The sequence below is a fragment of the Agrobacterium sp. 10MFCol1.1 genome, from assembly GCF_000381165.1.
GTDB lineage: Bacteria > Pseudomonadota > Alphaproteobacteria > Rhizobiales > Rhizobiaceae > Agrobacterium > Agrobacterium tumefaciens.
Genome location: NZ_KB906075.1, coordinates 339,265 through 355,701, shown reverse-complemented (window position 1 = coordinate 355,701; position 16,437 = coordinate 339,265). Strand labels below are relative to the sequence as shown.

Genomic DNA, 16,437 nt, shown 5'->3' with positions numbered 1-16,437 from the left:
TCACTTGCCCCGGTTTGGCGAGGAAAGCGCGCGGTCGCTATCCGCACCGATGAAATCGAGGATTTCGATGACCTGGGGGCAATCGAGATATTCTGCGCGGTCAATCGCAGCCGCATTGCTGCGGATAGCGCCTTCGCCTTCGAAGATCTGCTTGAAGACGCGCCTGACCTTGTGAATATCCGCGCGGTCTATACCGGAACGCGTCATGCCAACGACATTCAGCCCGCCGAGAATGCCGGGATTACCGTTCAGCATGCCATAGGGAATGACGTCATAATTGACCGCCGACAACCCGCCGATAAAGGCCTGACGACCGATTCGGGTGAACTGGTGCACGGCACAGCCGCCGCCCAGGATAGCGCGGTCCTCGATGGTGACATGTCCCGCCAGCATCACATTGTTCGACAGGATGATATGGCTGCCGAGGCGACAATCATGCGCCACATGCGAATTGGCGAGGAACAGGTTGTCATCGCCGACAATCGTCTTGCCGCTGCCATCGGAGCTGCCCGCATTCATCGTAACGCCTTCGCGCATGATGCAGCGCGCACCGATCTCGAGCGTCGTTTCCGAGCCATCGTGGCGAATTGCCTGCGGTGTACCGCCAATAACGGCCATTGGATGGATGACCGAACCACGGCCAATGACGGTGAGACCGGAGACGACGGCATGATTGTGCAGCGTGACCTCGTCTTGCAGAGTGACTTTCGCGCCGACATAGCTCAGGGCACCGATGACGACATTTTCACCGATAACCGCGCCGTCTTCGACAACGGCGGTCGGGTGAATTTTTGCCGAAGCCGCGATAGTGCTCATTGCTGGTCCTCGGGGATCATCATCGCACCGACGTCAGCTTCCGCCACCAGCGCGCCTTCGACCTTGGCCTCGCAATGAAATTTGAAGACATTGCCCCGCTGGCGCTGCTTGACCACATGAATTTCCAGACGATCGCCGGGAACGACGGGTCTACGGAAGCGCGCATTGTCGATTGTCATGAAATAGACGAGATAACCGCCTTCACCCTGGCTGCGGGCGCAGATCGCACCTGCCGTCTGGGCCATGGCCTCGACGATCAAAACGCCCGGCATGATCGGGCGATCCGGGAAATGACCGGTGAAATGCGGTTCGTTGACCGTCACGTTCTTGATGCCAATCGCCGAATTATTACCATCGATCTCGATGATCTTGTCGATGAGCAAGAACGGGTAACGATGCGGCAAAAGCTTCATGACTTCCAGAATGTCAGCCGCGCCGAGCGTCGTCTTGGTTTCTTCAGTCATCGTTTTTTTCTCCTGTTTTTTTATCACGCCCTTCAGCGCGCGCCAGAATATCGGCCATGTCGCGCAGGAAATACTTCATCGGACGCGCTGGCGTCCCACCATAACGGGCGCCGGCCGGAACGTCGGCGACAACACCGCTCATCGCCGCAATCTGCACGCCGTCACCAATAGTGATATGGCCGTTGATACCCGCCGCGCCGCCGATCATCACACCATCGCCGATGCGGGTGCTGCCCGCAATGCCGACCTTGCTGACGATGCCACAATGGCGGCCGATGCGGACGTTGTGGCCGATCTGAACCTGATTGTCGATCTTGGTACCTTCGCCGATGACCGTATCGTCCATCGTGCCACGGTCGATCGTCGTATTAGCGCCGATCTCAACATTATCCTGAATGATAACCCGGCCGATCTGCACGATTTTCAGCATGCCGCGCGGACCGGGCGCATAACCGAACCCGTCCTGACCGATGCGCGCTCCGTTGTGAATAATCACATTGTTGCCGATGAGAGCGGCAAGAATGCTCGCGCCGCCGGCAATCGTGCAATCACGCCCCACCTGAACATCCGCGCCGATGATGACACCAGGCCCGATCCGGGTACCGGCGCCGATATGGGCACCAGCGCCAATCACGGCAAGCGGCTCGACAATCACGCCAGCTTCCAGCTTTGCAGACGGATCGACATGCGCGGTATGGGAAACTTCAGCTTCCATCACCACAATCGTACCGGGACGCATCGCGGCGGGATGCAACAAGGCACCTACCTGCGCAAAAAGCGTGTGCGGGTTTTTCGATATCAGCGCCGGGATGTGAGACGGCAGCATATCCGCAAGTGCAGCGTCACAAATGACGGCACCAGCCTCACAGGTCGGCAACTCATCGCGGTTTTTGCGAGAAAGAATATAGCAGAGCTGGTCGGGTTTTGCCCGGTAGACCGGCGCAACGGACCTGATGATCCGTTCTCCCGCCGCCTCATCAGACAGTTCCGCCCCAAAACGGTCTGCGATGTCTTTCAATCGCAGTCCCTCGTGGGGCGGAAAAAACGCGTTGTATTCCATTAGCCGGACACTCCAGAACGTTCAAAGTTGCAGTTCTGGACTGCCGATATCAGAAAGTGTTGGACATGCCAAACCGGAAACGCTGTTCCTCGTCGTAGTCTTCCTTGGCGATCGGAACTGCATAGTCGACGCGGATCGGGCCGAAGGGCGATGCCCACATCACGCCGATACCGGCGGATGCGCGGATGGAGTTGTCATCCTTCACGCCTGCGCTATTGGCAACCTTGTTGCCGTACAGCGTACCGGCATCGACGAAACCGGCGAGACGGAGGCCGAAATCTTCCGGAACACCTGGCATCGGAGCCGTGACTTCAGCAGAAGCCGCGAAGTAGGTCGTGCCGCCGATGGAGTCGGAACCGATACGCGGGCCAATACCATCGTTCTTGAAGCCGCGAACCTGACGACCACCGAACTTGAACTGATCGAACACCAGCAGATTGTCGCCCGTCGGAACGACGTGACCCGCCTGACCGGTGAGCGAGCCGATAACATCGTACTCGTCCGAAAGCGTGTAGTAGAAGCGCGCCTTGGCGTAGATCTTGTAATATTCGGAATCGCCGCCGAGGCCTGCAAATTCGTTCGTTAAGGCAGCCTGCCAGCCTTCGCGCGGCATGTTGCGGTCGTCGAGCGTATTGTAGTTCAGCGTGTTGGAGATGATGGACTGTGTCCAGTCACCGCCACGGATCAGAGCCTTATAGGGCTCGGCAAGATTGCTGCCGGTTTCCCAATCGCCCTCACCGTCGTAGTTGAGCTGCTTGTAGGTGTACTTGAACGTCGTCGAGAGGTTCTCGGTGATCGGCGCCGTCACGCGCAGTGCGAAGCCCTGCTCGTCGTAATCGTAATAGTCTTCGCTGCGGCTCTGGCTCTTGAACAGGTCGAAACCTGCGGCCAGACGGTAACCAAGGAAATACGGCTCGGTGAAGGACAGCGTGTAGCTGCGTGCATCGTCTTCACCCGCACCGGCGGCGAGACGAATGTACTGGCCACGACCGAGGAAGTTCTTCTCTTCGATCGATGCTTCAAGCAGCACACCATCGTTCTGCGAGTAACCCGCACCGATACCGAACGAACCTGTCGACTGATCTTCCACGTCGACAACGATGACGACGCGGTCAGGCGCGCTGCCGCCGGCAGTCGAGACATTGACCTTCGAAAAATAACCGAGCGCTTCAAGGCGGCGCTTGGCAGCCGTGATGACCGTCTGGTTGAAAGCATCGCCTTCGGAAATATCGAACTCGCGGCGAATGACGTAGTCACGCGTACGCGTGTTGCCACGGATTTCGATACGCTCGACATAGGCGCGCTCGCCCTGATCGACGATATAGGTCACACCGATGGTGTTACCGGACATATCGCGGTCGCCGCGCGGCGTTACACGGGCGAAAGGATACCCCTCACCGGCAACGCGCTTGGAAATCGCTTCCATGCTCTGCTGGACTTCCTTGGCGCTGTAGCTAGCGCCCTGGCGGGTTTCCACGAGACCCTGAAGCTCGGAGCCGTCAATACCCGGAACAGTCGATTCGACTGCGACGTTGCCGAAGTCGTACTTCTTGCCTTCGTCGACCGTGATGGAGATGGTGTATTCGTTCTTGGACTCATCAAGCACCGCGTCGGACGACACGACCCGGAAGTCGGCATAACCACGGTTGTAGTAGAACTGGCGCAGCGCCTCTTCGTCGGCGCGCAGCTTGTCCTCGTTATAGACGTCCTTGCGTGTCAGGAACGACAGCATGTTGGACTTCTTGGTATTGATGACAGCGGCCAGACGACCGTCGCTATAGGAATTGTTGCCGACAAAATCGATGCGGCCGATCTTCGTGCGCTCGCCTTCGTTAATGACGAAAGCGATGTTCACACGGCCCTGACCAACGGAAACGGTCTGGGTGGTGATTTCGACGTCGCTGCGGCCGATCGCGGAATAGGCTTCCTTGATGCGCGCGATATCGGCAGTAACGATTGCCTGATTGAACGGGCCGAGCGGCTGGGTCTGCACGACGCCAGCGAGCTTGTCGTCCTTGATCTTGCGGTTGCCGTTGAAAACCACCTGATTGACGAGCTGGTTTTCGTTGACCGTTACAACCAGCGTGCTGCCGGAAACGCGCATGGAGACATTCGAGAAGTAACCGGTGGCGTAAAGACGCTTCACCGATTCATCGATATCCGAATTGGAAAAGTTCTTACCCGGCGCAATGGTAATGTTGGAGCGTACGGAGTCCGCACCGGATCTCTCAGCGCCACGAACATCAATCTTGCTGATGACGGCTGCATTCGCAACACCAGCAGAGGCAAGCACGCCGAGGCCCGCAACCGAAGAAACACCAGCAGACAGCGCAACCGCCGACACCGCGTTCAAAAATCTTGAACCAGCCTTCATTTCAATTCTTACCTTTTTACGTTGTCCCTCAGCGGGCGGAACCCGACTCCGGCCATGTGCGTCGTTTTACCTGCTTTTCCCCTACAAGCAAGTCAGAACGTTAAATTCTGTTTACTTCGTGATCCAGAGTGGCGCATTCGCCACTTCGGGATAAAAACAGGGTAAACAATCGACTAACAAAACCGTTAAAACACTATCCTCAGCCAATCAAGCTGCTGATATCATTCCATGTTGCAAAAACCATAAGACCCAAAATCATTGCCATGCCGATACGGAACGCAACCTCCTGCGCACCGGCACCAAGCGGTCTGCCGCGGATGGCCTCGATTGCATAAAACACCAGATGTCCGCCGTCCAGAACCGGCACAGGCATCAGGTTCAAAAGACCGATCGATACGGAAAGAACCGCTGCAAGCTGGATGACGGCCGAAATACCGAGCGTCGCCATCTGGCCCGAAGCCTGTGCTACGCGGACTGGACCGCCCAGTTGATCGGCGTTCATGCGCCCGGTCACGAGGTTACCGATGTAGTTGAAAGTACCGGTGATGACGTGGCCCGTTTCACGCACGCCCTCAAGCAGCGCCTCAGACGGCGAATACTCGATGTGGCGGAAATTGCCGCTGTTCTGGTCGGTGACAATGCCGATGATGCCCATTTCCAGCTTGTTGCCGAACTGGTCCGTGGTTTCGGTGCGGGTCGGAACCATCGGCAGCTTCAGCTCCTCGCCTGCCCTTTCGACGGTCACGGTGATCGGCGTGCCCGGACGGATGCCGACATAACGGCGTACGTCCTCGAACGTCTTGACCTTTTCACCGTCGATCGCAACGAGGCGGTCACCGGGGTGCACGCCGGCGGCCGCAGCCGCGCTGTTTTCACGCACTTCCGCCACGACCGGATCGGCGATCATACGGCCATAGACACCGAACAGGACCGCGAAGATGAGAATGGCGAGAATGAAATTGGCAATAGGTCCGGCGGCAACCGTCGCCGCCCTTTTCCACAGCTTAGCGCCGGAAAGCGTCTGCGCCCTCTCCTCAAGCGACATATGCGACAGGCCGGAACTATCCGGCTTGCTGGACGCATCCTCGTCGCCGAAGAATTTTACATAGCCGCCGAGCGGTATGGCGGAAATCTTCCAGCGCGTGCCGTGCCTGTCGGTAAAGCCGATCAGCTCCGGGCCAAAACCGATGGAAAAGGCGGTGGAGCGAATGCCGCTCCAGCGGCCGACAAGGTAGTGGCCCATTTCATGGACGAAAACGAGCAGGGAAAGTACGAGGACGAAGGGCACGATATAGCCGGTCAGAAAACCGGTCGCCGCCATTACTGTGTTCATGACAATCTGCCCTTTATTTCATGACCTTGCGTGCCGCTTAAAAGCCCGGCAACAGGCCGCCGCCCGATCCGGGCACGTCGCCGGTTGCCGCCGCATGCACGAAAGCAATGAGGAATACCGTAAAGCAGGCGAAAACAAGACCGTCAACCCGGTCCATGAAGCCGCCATGGCCGGGAATGAGATGGCTCGAATCCTTGACCTGAAAACGCCGTTTCACGAAGGATTCGAAGAGATCGCCTATCTGGCTGAACACCGAAAGAATGAGAGCGAGTCCAAGCAGCAGCAGGCTGATCCTGCCGTGATAGGCAAGAGACACCGCGCCGCCGCCGATCAATGCGGCCACCGCTCCGCCGATTGCGCCTGACCAAGTCTTGCCCGGTGAGATCGACGGCGCAAGCTTTGGCCCGCCGATGGCGCGCCCGACGAAATAAGCGAGAATATCCGTTGACCAGACGACAGCGAAAATGAACAGGATGGCGACAAAACCGGTCAGCTCATCGCCGCGAATGGCGGCCAGCGATATGCCGCTCAGACCCGCATAAACGATGCCGCCCACCAGCCACCAGTTTCTGCCACGCAAGACGGGAAAAAGTGCCGCCGTTAGCGTGAAGCCAGAGAGTAGAGGCAGGTCGAGCGAAGGTTCGCCGAAAATCGTGTTGCCGGCGATGACGGCGACCGCAAACCAGCCCCAGGCATTGCCGGTGGAATTGGTTTCCGACATGCGGGTGATTGTCGCCCATTCATAATAGATGAGGATCGCCAGCAGACCGGCCACGATGCGGAACAGAATGCCGCCATACCAGGTCGCAGCCAAAATGACCGCCGCCATGACGATTGCGGATATGATCCGCAGTCTGAGTTCACGGCTCATCAGGCGCCTGCCACGGCAACCTGCTCGGCCAGAGCGCCAAAACGGCGATCACGCGTTGCATATTGCTCGATTGCGGAAAAAAACCGCTGCCGGTCGAAGTCGGGCCAATATTCGGGAACGAACAGAAACTCGGAATAGGCAGCCTGCCAGAGCAGGAAGTTCGACAGCCGTTCCTCGCCGCTGGTGCGGATGATCAGATCAGGATCCGGTATGCCTGATGTATCAAGTCTTGCCGAAATAATCTCCGGCGTGATCGATTCTGCATCCAGCCGGCCTTCGGCGACATCGCGGGCAATAGCCATTGTCGCGCGGGCGATCTCGTCACGGCTGCCGTAATTGAAGGCAATCACCAGCGTCAGCCTGGTGTTGTCAGCCGTCATGTGTTCCGCTTCTTCGAGAAGACTGCGGATATCGTTTTTCAGTCCCTGCCTATCGCCGATGATGCGTACACGCACGTTTTCGCGGTGCAGTTCCGCAAGGTCGCGCCTAATGAAAGCCTTCAAGAGCCCCATCAGGTCGCTGACCTCGGATTCGGGCCTGCGCCAGTTTTCCGACGAGAACGCGAAAAGTGTGAGGTAGCGGACACCGCAGTCGCCGGCCGCACGCACCGTTTCGCGCACAGCCTCGACCCCGCGGCGATGCCCCATCACGCGCGGAAGACCGCGCTGTTTTGCCCATCGCCCATTTCCATCCATGATGATGGCGACGTGCTCGGGTATTGAGGAACGTGTCGTCGTCGGCATATCGATCCAGTAACAGGCAGCGCGGAATTAAAACGAATAAAATACAGGTCTATCGCAAGCGATACTAGACCTGCATGATTTCCTTTTCCTTCTCGCCAAGCAAGCGCTCAATTTCCGAAATCGTGTCGTCGGTGATTTTCTGCACTTTTTCCGACTGTCCACGGCTTTCGTCCTGACCGATATCACCGTCTTTTTCGGCTTTTTTCAGACCATCCATGCCATCGCGACGCACGTGACGAATCGCCACCTTGGACTTCTCGGCGTAGTCATGAGCTACCTTGACGAGCGATTTGCGGCGCTCCTCGTTGAGTTCGGGCAGCGGGATACGCAGGTTCTGACCATCAACGATCGGGTTGAGGCCGAGATTGGATTCACGGATGGCACGGTCGACGGCGTTCACCATCGACTTGTCCCAGATGTTGACGCCGAGCATACGCGGCTCCGGAACCGTGATGTTTGCGACCTGGTTTAGCGGAACGCGCGAGCCATAGGCCTCGATAGTCACCGGATCGAGAATGTTGGCCGAAGCGCGGCCGGTGCGCAGCGATGCGATATCGCTTTTGAATGCATTGATGGCACCATCCATGCGGCGCTTGATATCGTTGAGGTCAATACCACTCATCTTGATACTCCATCTCTATCGGCCGTGGCGGCCGGAATACGCCACAGGGGCGACATCGTTTTTTGATTATTTGTCGTGCACGATGGTCTTGCGGCCGCCGCCGGTCAATATCTGCGCGAAACCGCCCTTCTCGTGGATCGAGAAAACAATAATCGGGATGTGATTCTCGCGGGCAAGCGCGACAGCTGCAATATCCATGACCGCCAGTCCCTTGCCGAGCACTTCGCTGTGGGTCAGCTCGTCGAAACGGGTGGCTGTCGGGTCCTTTTTCGGATCGGCGGAATAGATGCCGTCCACCTGGGTGCCCTTGAAGATTGCTTCCGCGCCCATTTCCGCGGCGCGCAGCGCTGCAGCGGAATCGGTGGTGAAGAAGGGGTTGCCCGTGCCGCCGGCAAAAATCACCACGCGGCCCTGCGCCAGATGGTGGAGCGCTGCACGCTGCGAGAAGCTCTCACAGATTTCCGGCATCGCAATTGCGGACAGAACGACGGTGTCAATGCTGAGCTTGCGCAGGGAGGTTGCGAGCGCCAGCGCGTTGATGACGGTGGCCAGCATGCCCATATGGTCGCCGGTAACGCGATCACCGCCCTTGGACGCCACGGCAACGCCGCGAAAAATATTGCCACCGCCGACGACAACGCCGACTTCAACGCCCATCGCCCTCGCCTCGGCAATATCGGAGGCGATACGGTCTGCAACCGCCACATCGATACCGAAACCCTGATCGCCCATAAGGGCTTCGCCGGAAGCCTTGAGAAGAACACGTTTGTAGATCGGCTTGGAAGACATCATGACTCCTCGGAAATGTAACCGAAACGCGGATACACGAAGGGCACCGCGTTGTCACGCGATGCCCTCCCGTTTTCCCAAGATTGGGTAAATATAATCAGCCCTTGGCGACTGCAGCGACTTCTGCTGCGAAATCGCTTTCTTCCTTTTCGACGCCTTCGCCGAGCAGCAGGCGAACCATGCCCGTCACTTCGATAGCAGCACCGGCTTCCTTTTCAGCTTCCTTGACGGCAGCGCCGACAGTGATGTCGGGGTTGATGACGAAAGCCTGCGACAGAAGAGCGACTTCTTCGAAGAACTTGCGCATACGGCCATCAACCATCTTTTCGATGATGGCTTCCGGCTTGCCGGATTCACGGGCCTGCTCGATGAAGACGTTGCGTTCGCGCTCGGCCACGGCTGCGTCAACTTCCTCGGCGCGGATGGCGAGCGGGTTGGTTGCAGCAATGTGCATGGCGACCTGGCGGCCGATGGAGCTCAGAACGGCCTTGTCGCCAACCGACTTCAGGGCAACGAGAACGCCAAGCTTGCCGATGCCTTCGCCGGCAGCATTGTGGATGTAGGTCGCGACAACGCCGTGCTCGACTTCGAGTGCTGCCGAACGGCGCAGCGTCATGTTCTCGCCGATGGTGGCGATCGCGTCCTTGATGCTGTCGGAAACGGACTTGCCGGTTGCCGGATAGGTGGCGGCGCTGACGGCTTCAACGGTGCCGTCGGTGGAGAGCGCTACCTGGGCAATGCCGCGAATGAGATCCTGGAACGCGTCGTTGCGGGCAACGAAGTCGGTTTCGGAGTTGAGTTCGACAACAACAGCCTTGTGACCCATGGTGGCGACGCCGATCAGACCTTCGGCAGCCGTACGGCCAGACTTCTTGTCGGCCTTTGCGATGCCCTTGGCGCGCAGCCAGTCGATCGCCGCTTCCATGTCGCCATTGGTTTCAGCAAGAGCCTTCTTGCAGTCCATCATGCCTGCGCCGGATTTCTCGCGCAGTTCCTTCACCATTGCGGCTGTGATTTCGGTCATTGTTTGCCTCTTATCGGTTCGATCGGTCAGCCGGCTGAATTCGCCGTGCCGAAGTTCTGGGTGATGAGTGTACCCGGCCGCACACCCTTTGAAACCGGGACGATTTCAGGAAAGGGGCATGCGCATTCCCAAGTGCTGCGGCGTCTCCATACGTCGAAACGATGGGTGCCGCTCAAGTGTGACAGCGTTATGAATGCTGGCACCGGATTTCATCCGCATCAAAACGCCAGAGACTTCACCGAAGCCCCGACGGAGCGGTTTGAAACGAACAAGGCCGTCAACCCATTTACGGTCTTTGACGGCCTTGTCATATCCTGGTCGAGGAGACGGCGACACGAAATCGCCGCCAGACAGGGCCTATATCAGGCGCCAGCCTCGTCTTCGAGCGCGGGCTCGATCGGAGCTTCTTCCGAAGCGCCGATGTCGCGGCCGGACGAACCCTGCTGACGCAGGATGCCGTCGATGGCGGCGCGGGCGATCAGGTCGCAATAGAGCGAGATGGCGCGCGATGCGTCGTCGTTACCCGGGATCGGGTAGTCGATGTGATCCGGGTCGCAGTTGGAGTCGATGATCGCAACGACCGGAATGCCAAGACGCTTGGCTTCTTCGATCGCGATCTTTTCCTTGTTGGTGTCGATGATGAACATCAGGTCCGGAACGCCGCCCATATCGCGGATACCGCCGAGAGCCTTTTCAAGCTTTTCGCGTTCGCGCTCGAGGGTCAGACGCTCTTTCTTGGAATAGCCGGTGCCTTCCGAGTTCAGAATCTCGTCAACCTTGCGCAGACGCTGGATCGAGTTGGAGATCGTCTTCCAGTTGGTCATCATGCCGCCGAGCCAGCGGGAGTTGACGTAATACTGGGCCGAACGCTTTGCGCTGTCGGCGATGATTTCAGACGCCTGACGCTTGGTGCCGACGAACAGAACGCGGCCGCCACGAGCAACGGTGTCGGACACGACCTGAAGGGCGCGCGACAGCATCGGAACGGTCTGAGCCAGGTCGATGATGTGGATGTTGTTACGGTCGCCGAAGATGTACGGCTTCATCTTCGGGTTCCAGCGATGCGTCTGGTGACCAAAGTGAACACCAGCTTCCAGAAGCTGACGCATAGAAAAATCGGGCAATGCCATGCCTAGTTACTCCTTTTCCGGTTTAACCCCCGCGAAGCGAACAGCGCCGATTTTCATCGACACCACCGGGCGGAACGGACCGGATTTCTCCCGGAACATCCCAAGCTTCGCGTGTGGAATGGTGAGGCGCATACAGTCGCCTCAGATAAAAAGCAAGCATTTCTGCGAAAAAACCACGCAAACGGTCCGTCTTTTAGCGAACCGGCTTGTTTTCGCAGGTTTCCGGCTTGAGGATATCAAGCTTCGCGAGCTTGCCGGTCAGAACGAAATCGCCGTAATCCATCGTCAGATCGCGGGTGATTCCGTTATCGTAAAGCTTGAACGACATGCGGTAGATCGGCAGGGCGTCGGTGCCGGTCTTGTCGTTGTAATAAGCGATCGTCACCGGCCAGAACGCGGCTTTGCCGAATTCGCCCGCCTTGCCAGCCTCGGCATCGCCGTCCTTCGGCATCTGCGCCTTGCCGACCAGCGTGGAAGTGATCAGGCTTTCATCACCGTCATCCGAGCCGTCGAAAATACGGGATTCGAAGATGCGCTTTCCCTGCTTGGCGTTTTCAATGACCTGAAACATGTGCTCGGTCGGAAATTCGCTGGCGACGAGATCGATCTGACGGGGGTCCGGGCGGGTCAGATCAACCTTCACACCCTCTTTGTTGTCGATCGCAGCGCCCTGCACTTCCTTGTCCAGCTTGTCGTCGGTGTAGGACTTGGTCTCGAAGGTGAACTTCCTGGCCGCCAGGTCCTCGAAGGTCGTCGTCTGCTGGTCGGTCATGCGGACCGCGTCGCCGGTGTTGATCTGTGTCACGAAACGGAAATCCGTCTTGTAACCCTGACAGGCAGAGCCGGTGAATTCATAGACCATGCGGCCCGTCATGCCCTCGATACCGGAACGATCCGTCGCGTCCTTGAGTTCGAGATCGTAGACGGCGCGATGGGCGATGAGGTCCGGAACCGTGACGGGCAAGGCATTGGCACCGTTCGACAGGCCGGTCATGAGCCCTGTGGCGGCAACGAAACCAAGCGTCCTGACAAACATTCAATATCTCCTGTTGGACTCGCTGCTCATATTGTACAAGCAACCGCCCGGCTTTTGGATCAACATCTTCTGAATGCCGGATTCTTGAAGGATTTACAACAAAACCGGAGACGAAAATGTCTGATGTCATCGAAGGCCGCCTCAAGGAACTGGGCTTTACTCTTCCCGTAGCGGCAGCACCTGCCGCAAACTACGTTCCGTTCACCATCAGCGGCAATCTTCTTTATGTATCGGGTCAACTGCCGATGGAATCAGGCAAGATTGCGGTGACGGGCCTCGTTGGCCGCGATGTTGACGTTGCAACCGCCCAGCGCGCCGCCGAATTGTGCGCAGTCAACATTCTCGCACAGGTCAAGGCTGCCTTGAACGGCGACCTCTCGAAAATCCGTCGTATCCTCAAGCTGAACGGCTTCGTTGCCTCGGTTCCGGAGTTCGTTGAACAGCATCTCGTCATTAACGGCGCCTCCAATCTCCTCGCCAACGTTCTGGGTGATGCCGGCAAGCACGCCCGCGCCGCCGTCGGCATGGCCTGCCTGCCCTTCAATGCCGCCGTCGAGATCGACGCGATCGTGGAAATCGACGTATGACCCTTAAACTTTCCTGGCTTACCGCCCAGCCCGTCGCCCATCGCGGTTATCATGACCTGAACAAGGCGGTCTGGGAAAACACGCTATCCGCATTTTCGCGCGCCATCGACGCTGGTTTTGCCATCGAATGCGACGTGCAGCTGGCCGCCGATAGCGTGCCTGTGATTTTTCACGACGACGACATGGCCCGGCTGACGGGAATCAAGGGCGACGTGCGCGAACATACCGCCAGTGAATTGTCTCTGCTTTCGGTCGGTCAGACCAAGGACCGCATACCGACGCTGAAACAACTTCTGACGTTATGCGCCGGCAAGGTGCCGCTGGTGATCGAACTGAAAGGACGTCAGGGCGAAGGCGTCGATGACGGGTTTGCCGAAGCGGTGCTGGAAGATCTCGAGGGCTACAAGGGCCAGGTGGCTCTGATGAGCTTCGACCATCACCTCCTCAGAGACCTGAAGGCTGCAGGCTCGCCCTGGCCGCTCGGCCTTACCGCCGAAGGCGCCAAGCCGGAAGACTTCTTCAAACACGACGAGGCGATGCAGATCGGTGTTGATTTCATCTCCTATCATTGGGGTCATTTGCCCAACAGTTTCATCGAGGCGCAAAGAAAACTTGGGCTTCCCGTGATTACCTGGACTGTCAGGGATGAAAATGCGCGCGAGACTACCTATAAATATGCGGACCAGATGACATTCGAAGGTTTCGACCCGAGAGAGAACCCCTCCGCCACGGCATGACAGAAGACTATTCCATACGCGTTGCGCAATCCCTGAGCGATATTGATCCGGACAGCTGGAAACGGCTTTCCGGAACATCACGCAATGTGTCAGGAAAACCGTACAATCCTTTCATTTCCCACGCATTTCTATCCTCGATGGAAGATTCCGGATCGGCCACTGCCAAGACCGGATGGCTTGGGCACCATCTGCTTCTCGAAAACGCGTCGGGCGAACTCGTCGGAGCCGTTCCGGCCTATCTGAAGAACCACAGCAAGGGCGAATATGTCTTCGACCATGGCTGGGCGGATGCCTTTGAGCGAGCCGGCGGCCATTATTATCCGAAGCTGCAATGTTCGGTGCCGTTTACGCCGGCGAGCGGGCCGCGGCTGCTGGTATCCGAAACCGAAGACGAGACGCGCTTCAAACCGCTTCTTGCGTCCGGCCTTGTCCAGGTGACGGAAAAGATCGGCGTTTCTTCCGCGCATGTCACGTTTCTGGAAGACGCCGACCTATCCGCGCTTCTGCCCCGGGACTTCCTGCACAGGACCGATCAGCAGTTCCACTTCATCAATGACGGCTATCGCGACCACAACGATTTTCTTGATGCCCTTTCATCGCGCAAGCGCAAGGGGCTGAAAAAGGAACGTCGGGCAGCGCTGGAAAACGGCATCGAGATCGACTGGTTGACCGGAAGCGACCTGACAGAGGAGATCTGGGACCAGTTCTTCGCCTTCTACATGGATACCGGCAGCCGCAAATGGGGACGGCCCTATCTGACGCGGGAATTCTATTCGCTGATCGGCGAGCGCATGCCTGATGACGTTCTGCTGGTCATGGCCAGACGCGAGGGACGCTATATCGCCGGTGCAATCAATTTCATTGGCTCGGATGCGCTTTACGGCCGACACTGGGGCTGTATCGAGGATCATCCCTTCCTGCATTTCGAGGTCTGTTACCATCAGGCGATCGATTTCGCGCTGTCGAAGGGTTTGAAGCGGGTGGAGGCGGGTGCGCAGGGTGAGCACAAGCTGGCGCGCGGTTACGTGCCGGTCACCACCCATTCAGCGCATTTCATCGTTCATCCGGGTCTGCGCCGCGCGATTGCCGATTATCTTCAGCGCGAGCGTGAAGAGGTCGAACATATTGGCGACTATCTGGAAGACCACACGCCCTTCCGCAAGGGTGAGCGACAGGAACACGAGCCGGATGCATAAAGCTGTCGCGATCTTTCAGATTCGCTGCCCACGCTTTATGCCTTTGTTTCGTCGCATGTCGTTATCGCAAAACCGCTACACGCTTTTAGGCGACATGCTTTAGTCCGTTACGAGGAGAGACCACCGATGACCGCCAGCGCCTATGATGACAACAATATCTTCGCGAAAATCCTGCGCGGCGAAATTCCGAGCCACAAGCTCTATGAAGACGAGCATACGCTGGCTTTCATGGATGTGATGCCGCAGGCACCCGGCCATCTTCTGGTCGTTCCCAAAACCGGCTCGCGCAATCTGCTCGATGCCGACCCGCAAGTGCTGGCAAAGACCATTGCCGTGGTGCAGAAACTGGCAGTCGCAGCAAAGGAAGCCTTCGACGCTGATGGCGTCTTTATCGCCCAGTTCAACGAACCGGCAGCCGGCCAGACCGTGTTCCACCTGCATTTCCACGTCATTCCGCGCAAGGAAGGCGAACCGCTGAAGCCGCATTCCGGCGCTATGGCCGATGGCGAAGTGCTGAAGGCCCATGCGGAAAAGATAAAGGCAGCGCTTGCCTCGTGATGTTTGCCAAGACGCCCACGCGTTTGGCAGAATGGCGGCATCCGCACACCGTCACCCCGGAGCTTATCCGGAGTGCGGCGCGATCCAGTCCTTGATCGCGCAATACTCCTCTCGGCGCAGACGCGCCTTGGCTGGTTGCCGGATCTAGTCCGGCATAACGACCGTGGTGTTTATCATCACTCCACAGGACGATAGGCATTCCTCTCCGGCCAGGGCCAGCCTTCAAGCACCGCCATATCCGGCCGGAATATCTCCACCTTCAGGGGATAGCACGGGACCGCGTCGCTCGAATGGCTGTCACCACAATCGCCGCCGGGGCAAGCGGAGAGCGCGCCGATGAGATCAATTTCCGCGAAGAGTTCCAGATAGTCGCCCGGCCGCACCGGGCTTGCCTTCATGAAATACTGATGCGTATCGCGGGTGAAACCCGTGCACATAAAGACGTTCAGAACATCGTGTACATGCGGTTCCGCCTCGCCGAATGACAAGCCTTTGGCCGCGGCGAGCGCATTGGTGAGGTTCGAATGGCAGCAATGGTGATAGTCGCCGCCGCTCAACAGCTTGTTGGTATAGGGATCGCACCGGGTGCCGATCACATCATGCACGCCACCGCCATCTTCATCCCAGCCATACCATGACAAAGTATCATGGGTGATGGTCGCCATCGGCCGCAGGGACGGCAGATTGCTCCACAGCCGGTTGCCTACGGAAACATGGGTCGCATGCAGGGCGCGGGTTTTGCCGCTGAAAAAGCGCTCCGTCAGATCATGGGCATTCCAGAGGTTCAAATCCCCCACCTGCGGGCCTTCGGTGCTGACGATGCGAAAAAAGTGTCCCTTCGGAACATTGAAAGTGCCGCCCTCGCGCGGTGGCACGATGACTTCGTCTATCTTCACCATGGCTTTTTTAGCCTGTTCAAGACGCGCCAGGTCCGGTGTCTGAAGTGTGCCGTTCGGATAAACGACGACGGGACGGACGGCGCGCCGCGCGGCGGCATCAATGGGTTCGGCGGCGGACACGGGGGTCATGAAATCCTCGGATGGATGAAAATGTGACGCGAAATTGCGGCATGAATGGCGTGATGACAAGACGGGTTT

At 58.1% G+C, this 16,437-nt stretch carries 18 protein-coding genes; 4 read left to right on the top strand and 14 right to left on the bottom strand.

Annotation, left to right across the window (positions count from 1 at the left end; genetic code table 11):
- From lpxA to F617_RS0112930, 13 genes are all read right to left on the bottom strand, one after another.
- Positions 1-816, bottom strand: a complete 816-nt coding sequence (gene lpxA, locus F617_RS0112990) for an acyl-ACP--UDP-N-acetylglucosamine O-acyltransferase (RefSeq protein ID WP_013636021.1) — start codon at positions 814-816, stop codon at positions 1-3.
- On the bottom strand, positions 813-1,280 hold the full coding sequence (fabZ, locus tag F617_RS0112985) for a 3-hydroxyacyl-ACP dehydratase FabZ (RefSeq protein ID WP_013636020.1): 468 nt from the start codon (positions 1,278-1,280) through the stop codon (positions 813-815). Before fabZ ends, lpxA begins: the two co-directional genes overlap by 4 nt.
- Positions 1,273-2,340 (bottom strand): UDP-3-O-(3-hydroxymyristoyl)glucosamine N-acyltransferase, encoded by a 1,068-nt coding sequence (gene lpxD / locus F617_RS0112980; RefSeq protein ID WP_013636019.1) that lies wholly within the window; start codon positions 2,338-2,340, stop codon positions 1,273-1,275. The genes fabZ and lpxD overlap by 8 nt, the downstream gene beginning before the upstream one ends.
- 49 nt (positions 2,341-2,389) lie before the next feature.
- Positions 2,390-4,714, bottom strand: a complete 2,325-nt coding sequence (gene bamA / locus F617_RS0112975) for an outer membrane protein assembly factor BamA (RefSeq protein WP_019565536.1) — start codon at positions 4,712-4,714, stop codon at positions 2,390-2,392.
- Positions 4,715-4,913: 199 nt separating this feature from the next.
- On the bottom strand, positions 4,914-6,035 hold the full coding sequence (gene rseP, locus F617_RS0112970; protein WP_019565535.1) for an RIP metalloprotease RseP: 1,122 nt from the start codon (positions 6,033-6,035) through the stop codon (positions 4,914-4,916).
- Between the two features lie 49 nt (positions 6,036-6,084).
- Entirely contained in the window at positions 6,085-6,918 is an 834-nt protein-coding gene (locus F617_RS0112965) for a phosphatidate cytidylyltransferase (protein ID WP_003512845.1), read from the bottom strand.
- The gene (locus F617_RS0112960) at positions 6,918-7,661 is read right to left on the bottom strand and encodes an isoprenyl transferase (RefSeq protein WP_003512842.1); all 744 of its coding nucleotides are present in this window, start codon (positions 7,659-7,661) and stop codon (positions 6,918-6,920) included. The genes F617_RS0112965 and F617_RS0112960 overlap by 1 nt, the downstream gene beginning before the upstream one ends.
- 64 nt (positions 7,662-7,725) lie before the next feature.
- On the bottom strand, positions 7,726-8,283 hold the full coding sequence (gene frr / locus F617_RS0112955) for a ribosome recycling factor (RefSeq protein WP_003512840.1): 558 nt from the start codon (positions 8,281-8,283) through the stop codon (positions 7,726-7,728).
- A 66-nt stretch (positions 8,284-8,349) separates the two neighbouring features.
- Complete coding sequence (gene pyrH / locus F617_RS0112950; protein ID WP_003502561.1) at positions 8,350-9,072, bottom strand: UMP kinase; 723 nt, start codon at positions 9,070-9,072, stop codon at positions 8,350-8,352.
- Between the two features lie 97 nt (positions 9,073-9,169).
- A complete protein-coding gene (tsf, locus tag F617_RS0112945) occupies positions 9,170-10,096 on the bottom strand; it encodes a translation elongation factor Ts (protein WP_003512838.1) in 927 nt (308 codons plus the stop codon).
- Between the two features lie 362 nt (positions 10,097-10,458).
- Entirely contained in the window at positions 10,459-11,226 is a 768-nt protein-coding gene (gene rpsB, locus F617_RS0112940) for a 30S ribosomal protein S2 (protein ID WP_003512836.1), read from the bottom strand.
- Positions 11,227-11,232: 6 nt separating this feature from the next.
- On the bottom strand, positions 11,233-11,358 hold the full coding sequence (locus F617_RS29040; RefSeq protein WP_003512833.1) for a hypothetical protein: 126 nt from the start codon (positions 11,356-11,358) through the stop codon (positions 11,233-11,235).
- A gap of 61 nt (positions 11,359-11,419) precedes the next feature.
- Positions 11,420-12,262 carry a cell envelope integrity EipB family protein gene (locus F617_RS0112930; RefSeq protein WP_019565533.1) on the bottom strand — a complete coding sequence of 281 codons (843 nt, stop codon included), beginning with the start codon at positions 12,260-12,262 and terminating at the stop codon, positions 11,420-11,422.
- A 116-nt stretch (positions 12,263-12,378) separates the two neighbouring features.
- Here F617_RS0112930 and F617_RS0112925 point away from each other — a divergent pair, with 116 nt between their 5' ends.
- The 4 genes from F617_RS0112925 to F617_RS0112910 all read left to right on the top strand — a co-directional run bounded on the left by F617_RS0112925 (position 12,379) and on the right by F617_RS0112910 (position 15,340).
- A complete protein-coding gene (locus F617_RS0112925) occupies positions 12,379-12,849 on the top strand; it encodes a RidA family protein (protein ID WP_003512829.1) in 471 nt (156 codons plus the stop codon).
- Entirely contained in the window at positions 12,846-13,586 is a 741-nt protein-coding gene (locus tag F617_RS0112920) for a glycerophosphodiester phosphodiesterase (RefSeq protein WP_019565532.1), read from the top strand. Before F617_RS0112925 ends, F617_RS0112920 begins: the two co-directional genes overlap by 4 nt.
- The gene (locus F617_RS0112915) at positions 13,583-14,782 is read left to right on the top strand and encodes a GNAT family N-acetyltransferase (protein ID WP_019565531.1); all 1,200 of its coding nucleotides are present in this window, start codon (positions 13,583-13,585) and stop codon (positions 14,780-14,782) included. Before F617_RS0112920 ends, F617_RS0112915 begins: the two co-directional genes overlap by 4 nt.
- Before the next feature lie 126 nt (positions 14,783-14,908).
- A complete protein-coding gene (locus tag F617_RS0112910) occupies positions 14,909-15,340 on the top strand; it encodes an HIT family protein (protein ID WP_019565530.1) in 432 nt (143 codons plus the stop codon).
- Between the two features lie 176 nt (positions 15,341-15,516).
- On the opposite strand, the gene F617_RS0112905 is transcribed toward F617_RS0112910, so the two are convergent.
- Positions 15,517-16,368 carry a DUF1989 domain-containing protein gene (locus F617_RS0112905; RefSeq protein WP_019565529.1) on the bottom strand — a complete coding sequence of 284 codons (852 nt, stop codon included), beginning with the start codon at positions 16,366-16,368 and terminating at the stop codon, positions 15,517-15,519.
- Between the last annotated feature and the right edge of the window lie 69 nt (positions 16,369-16,437).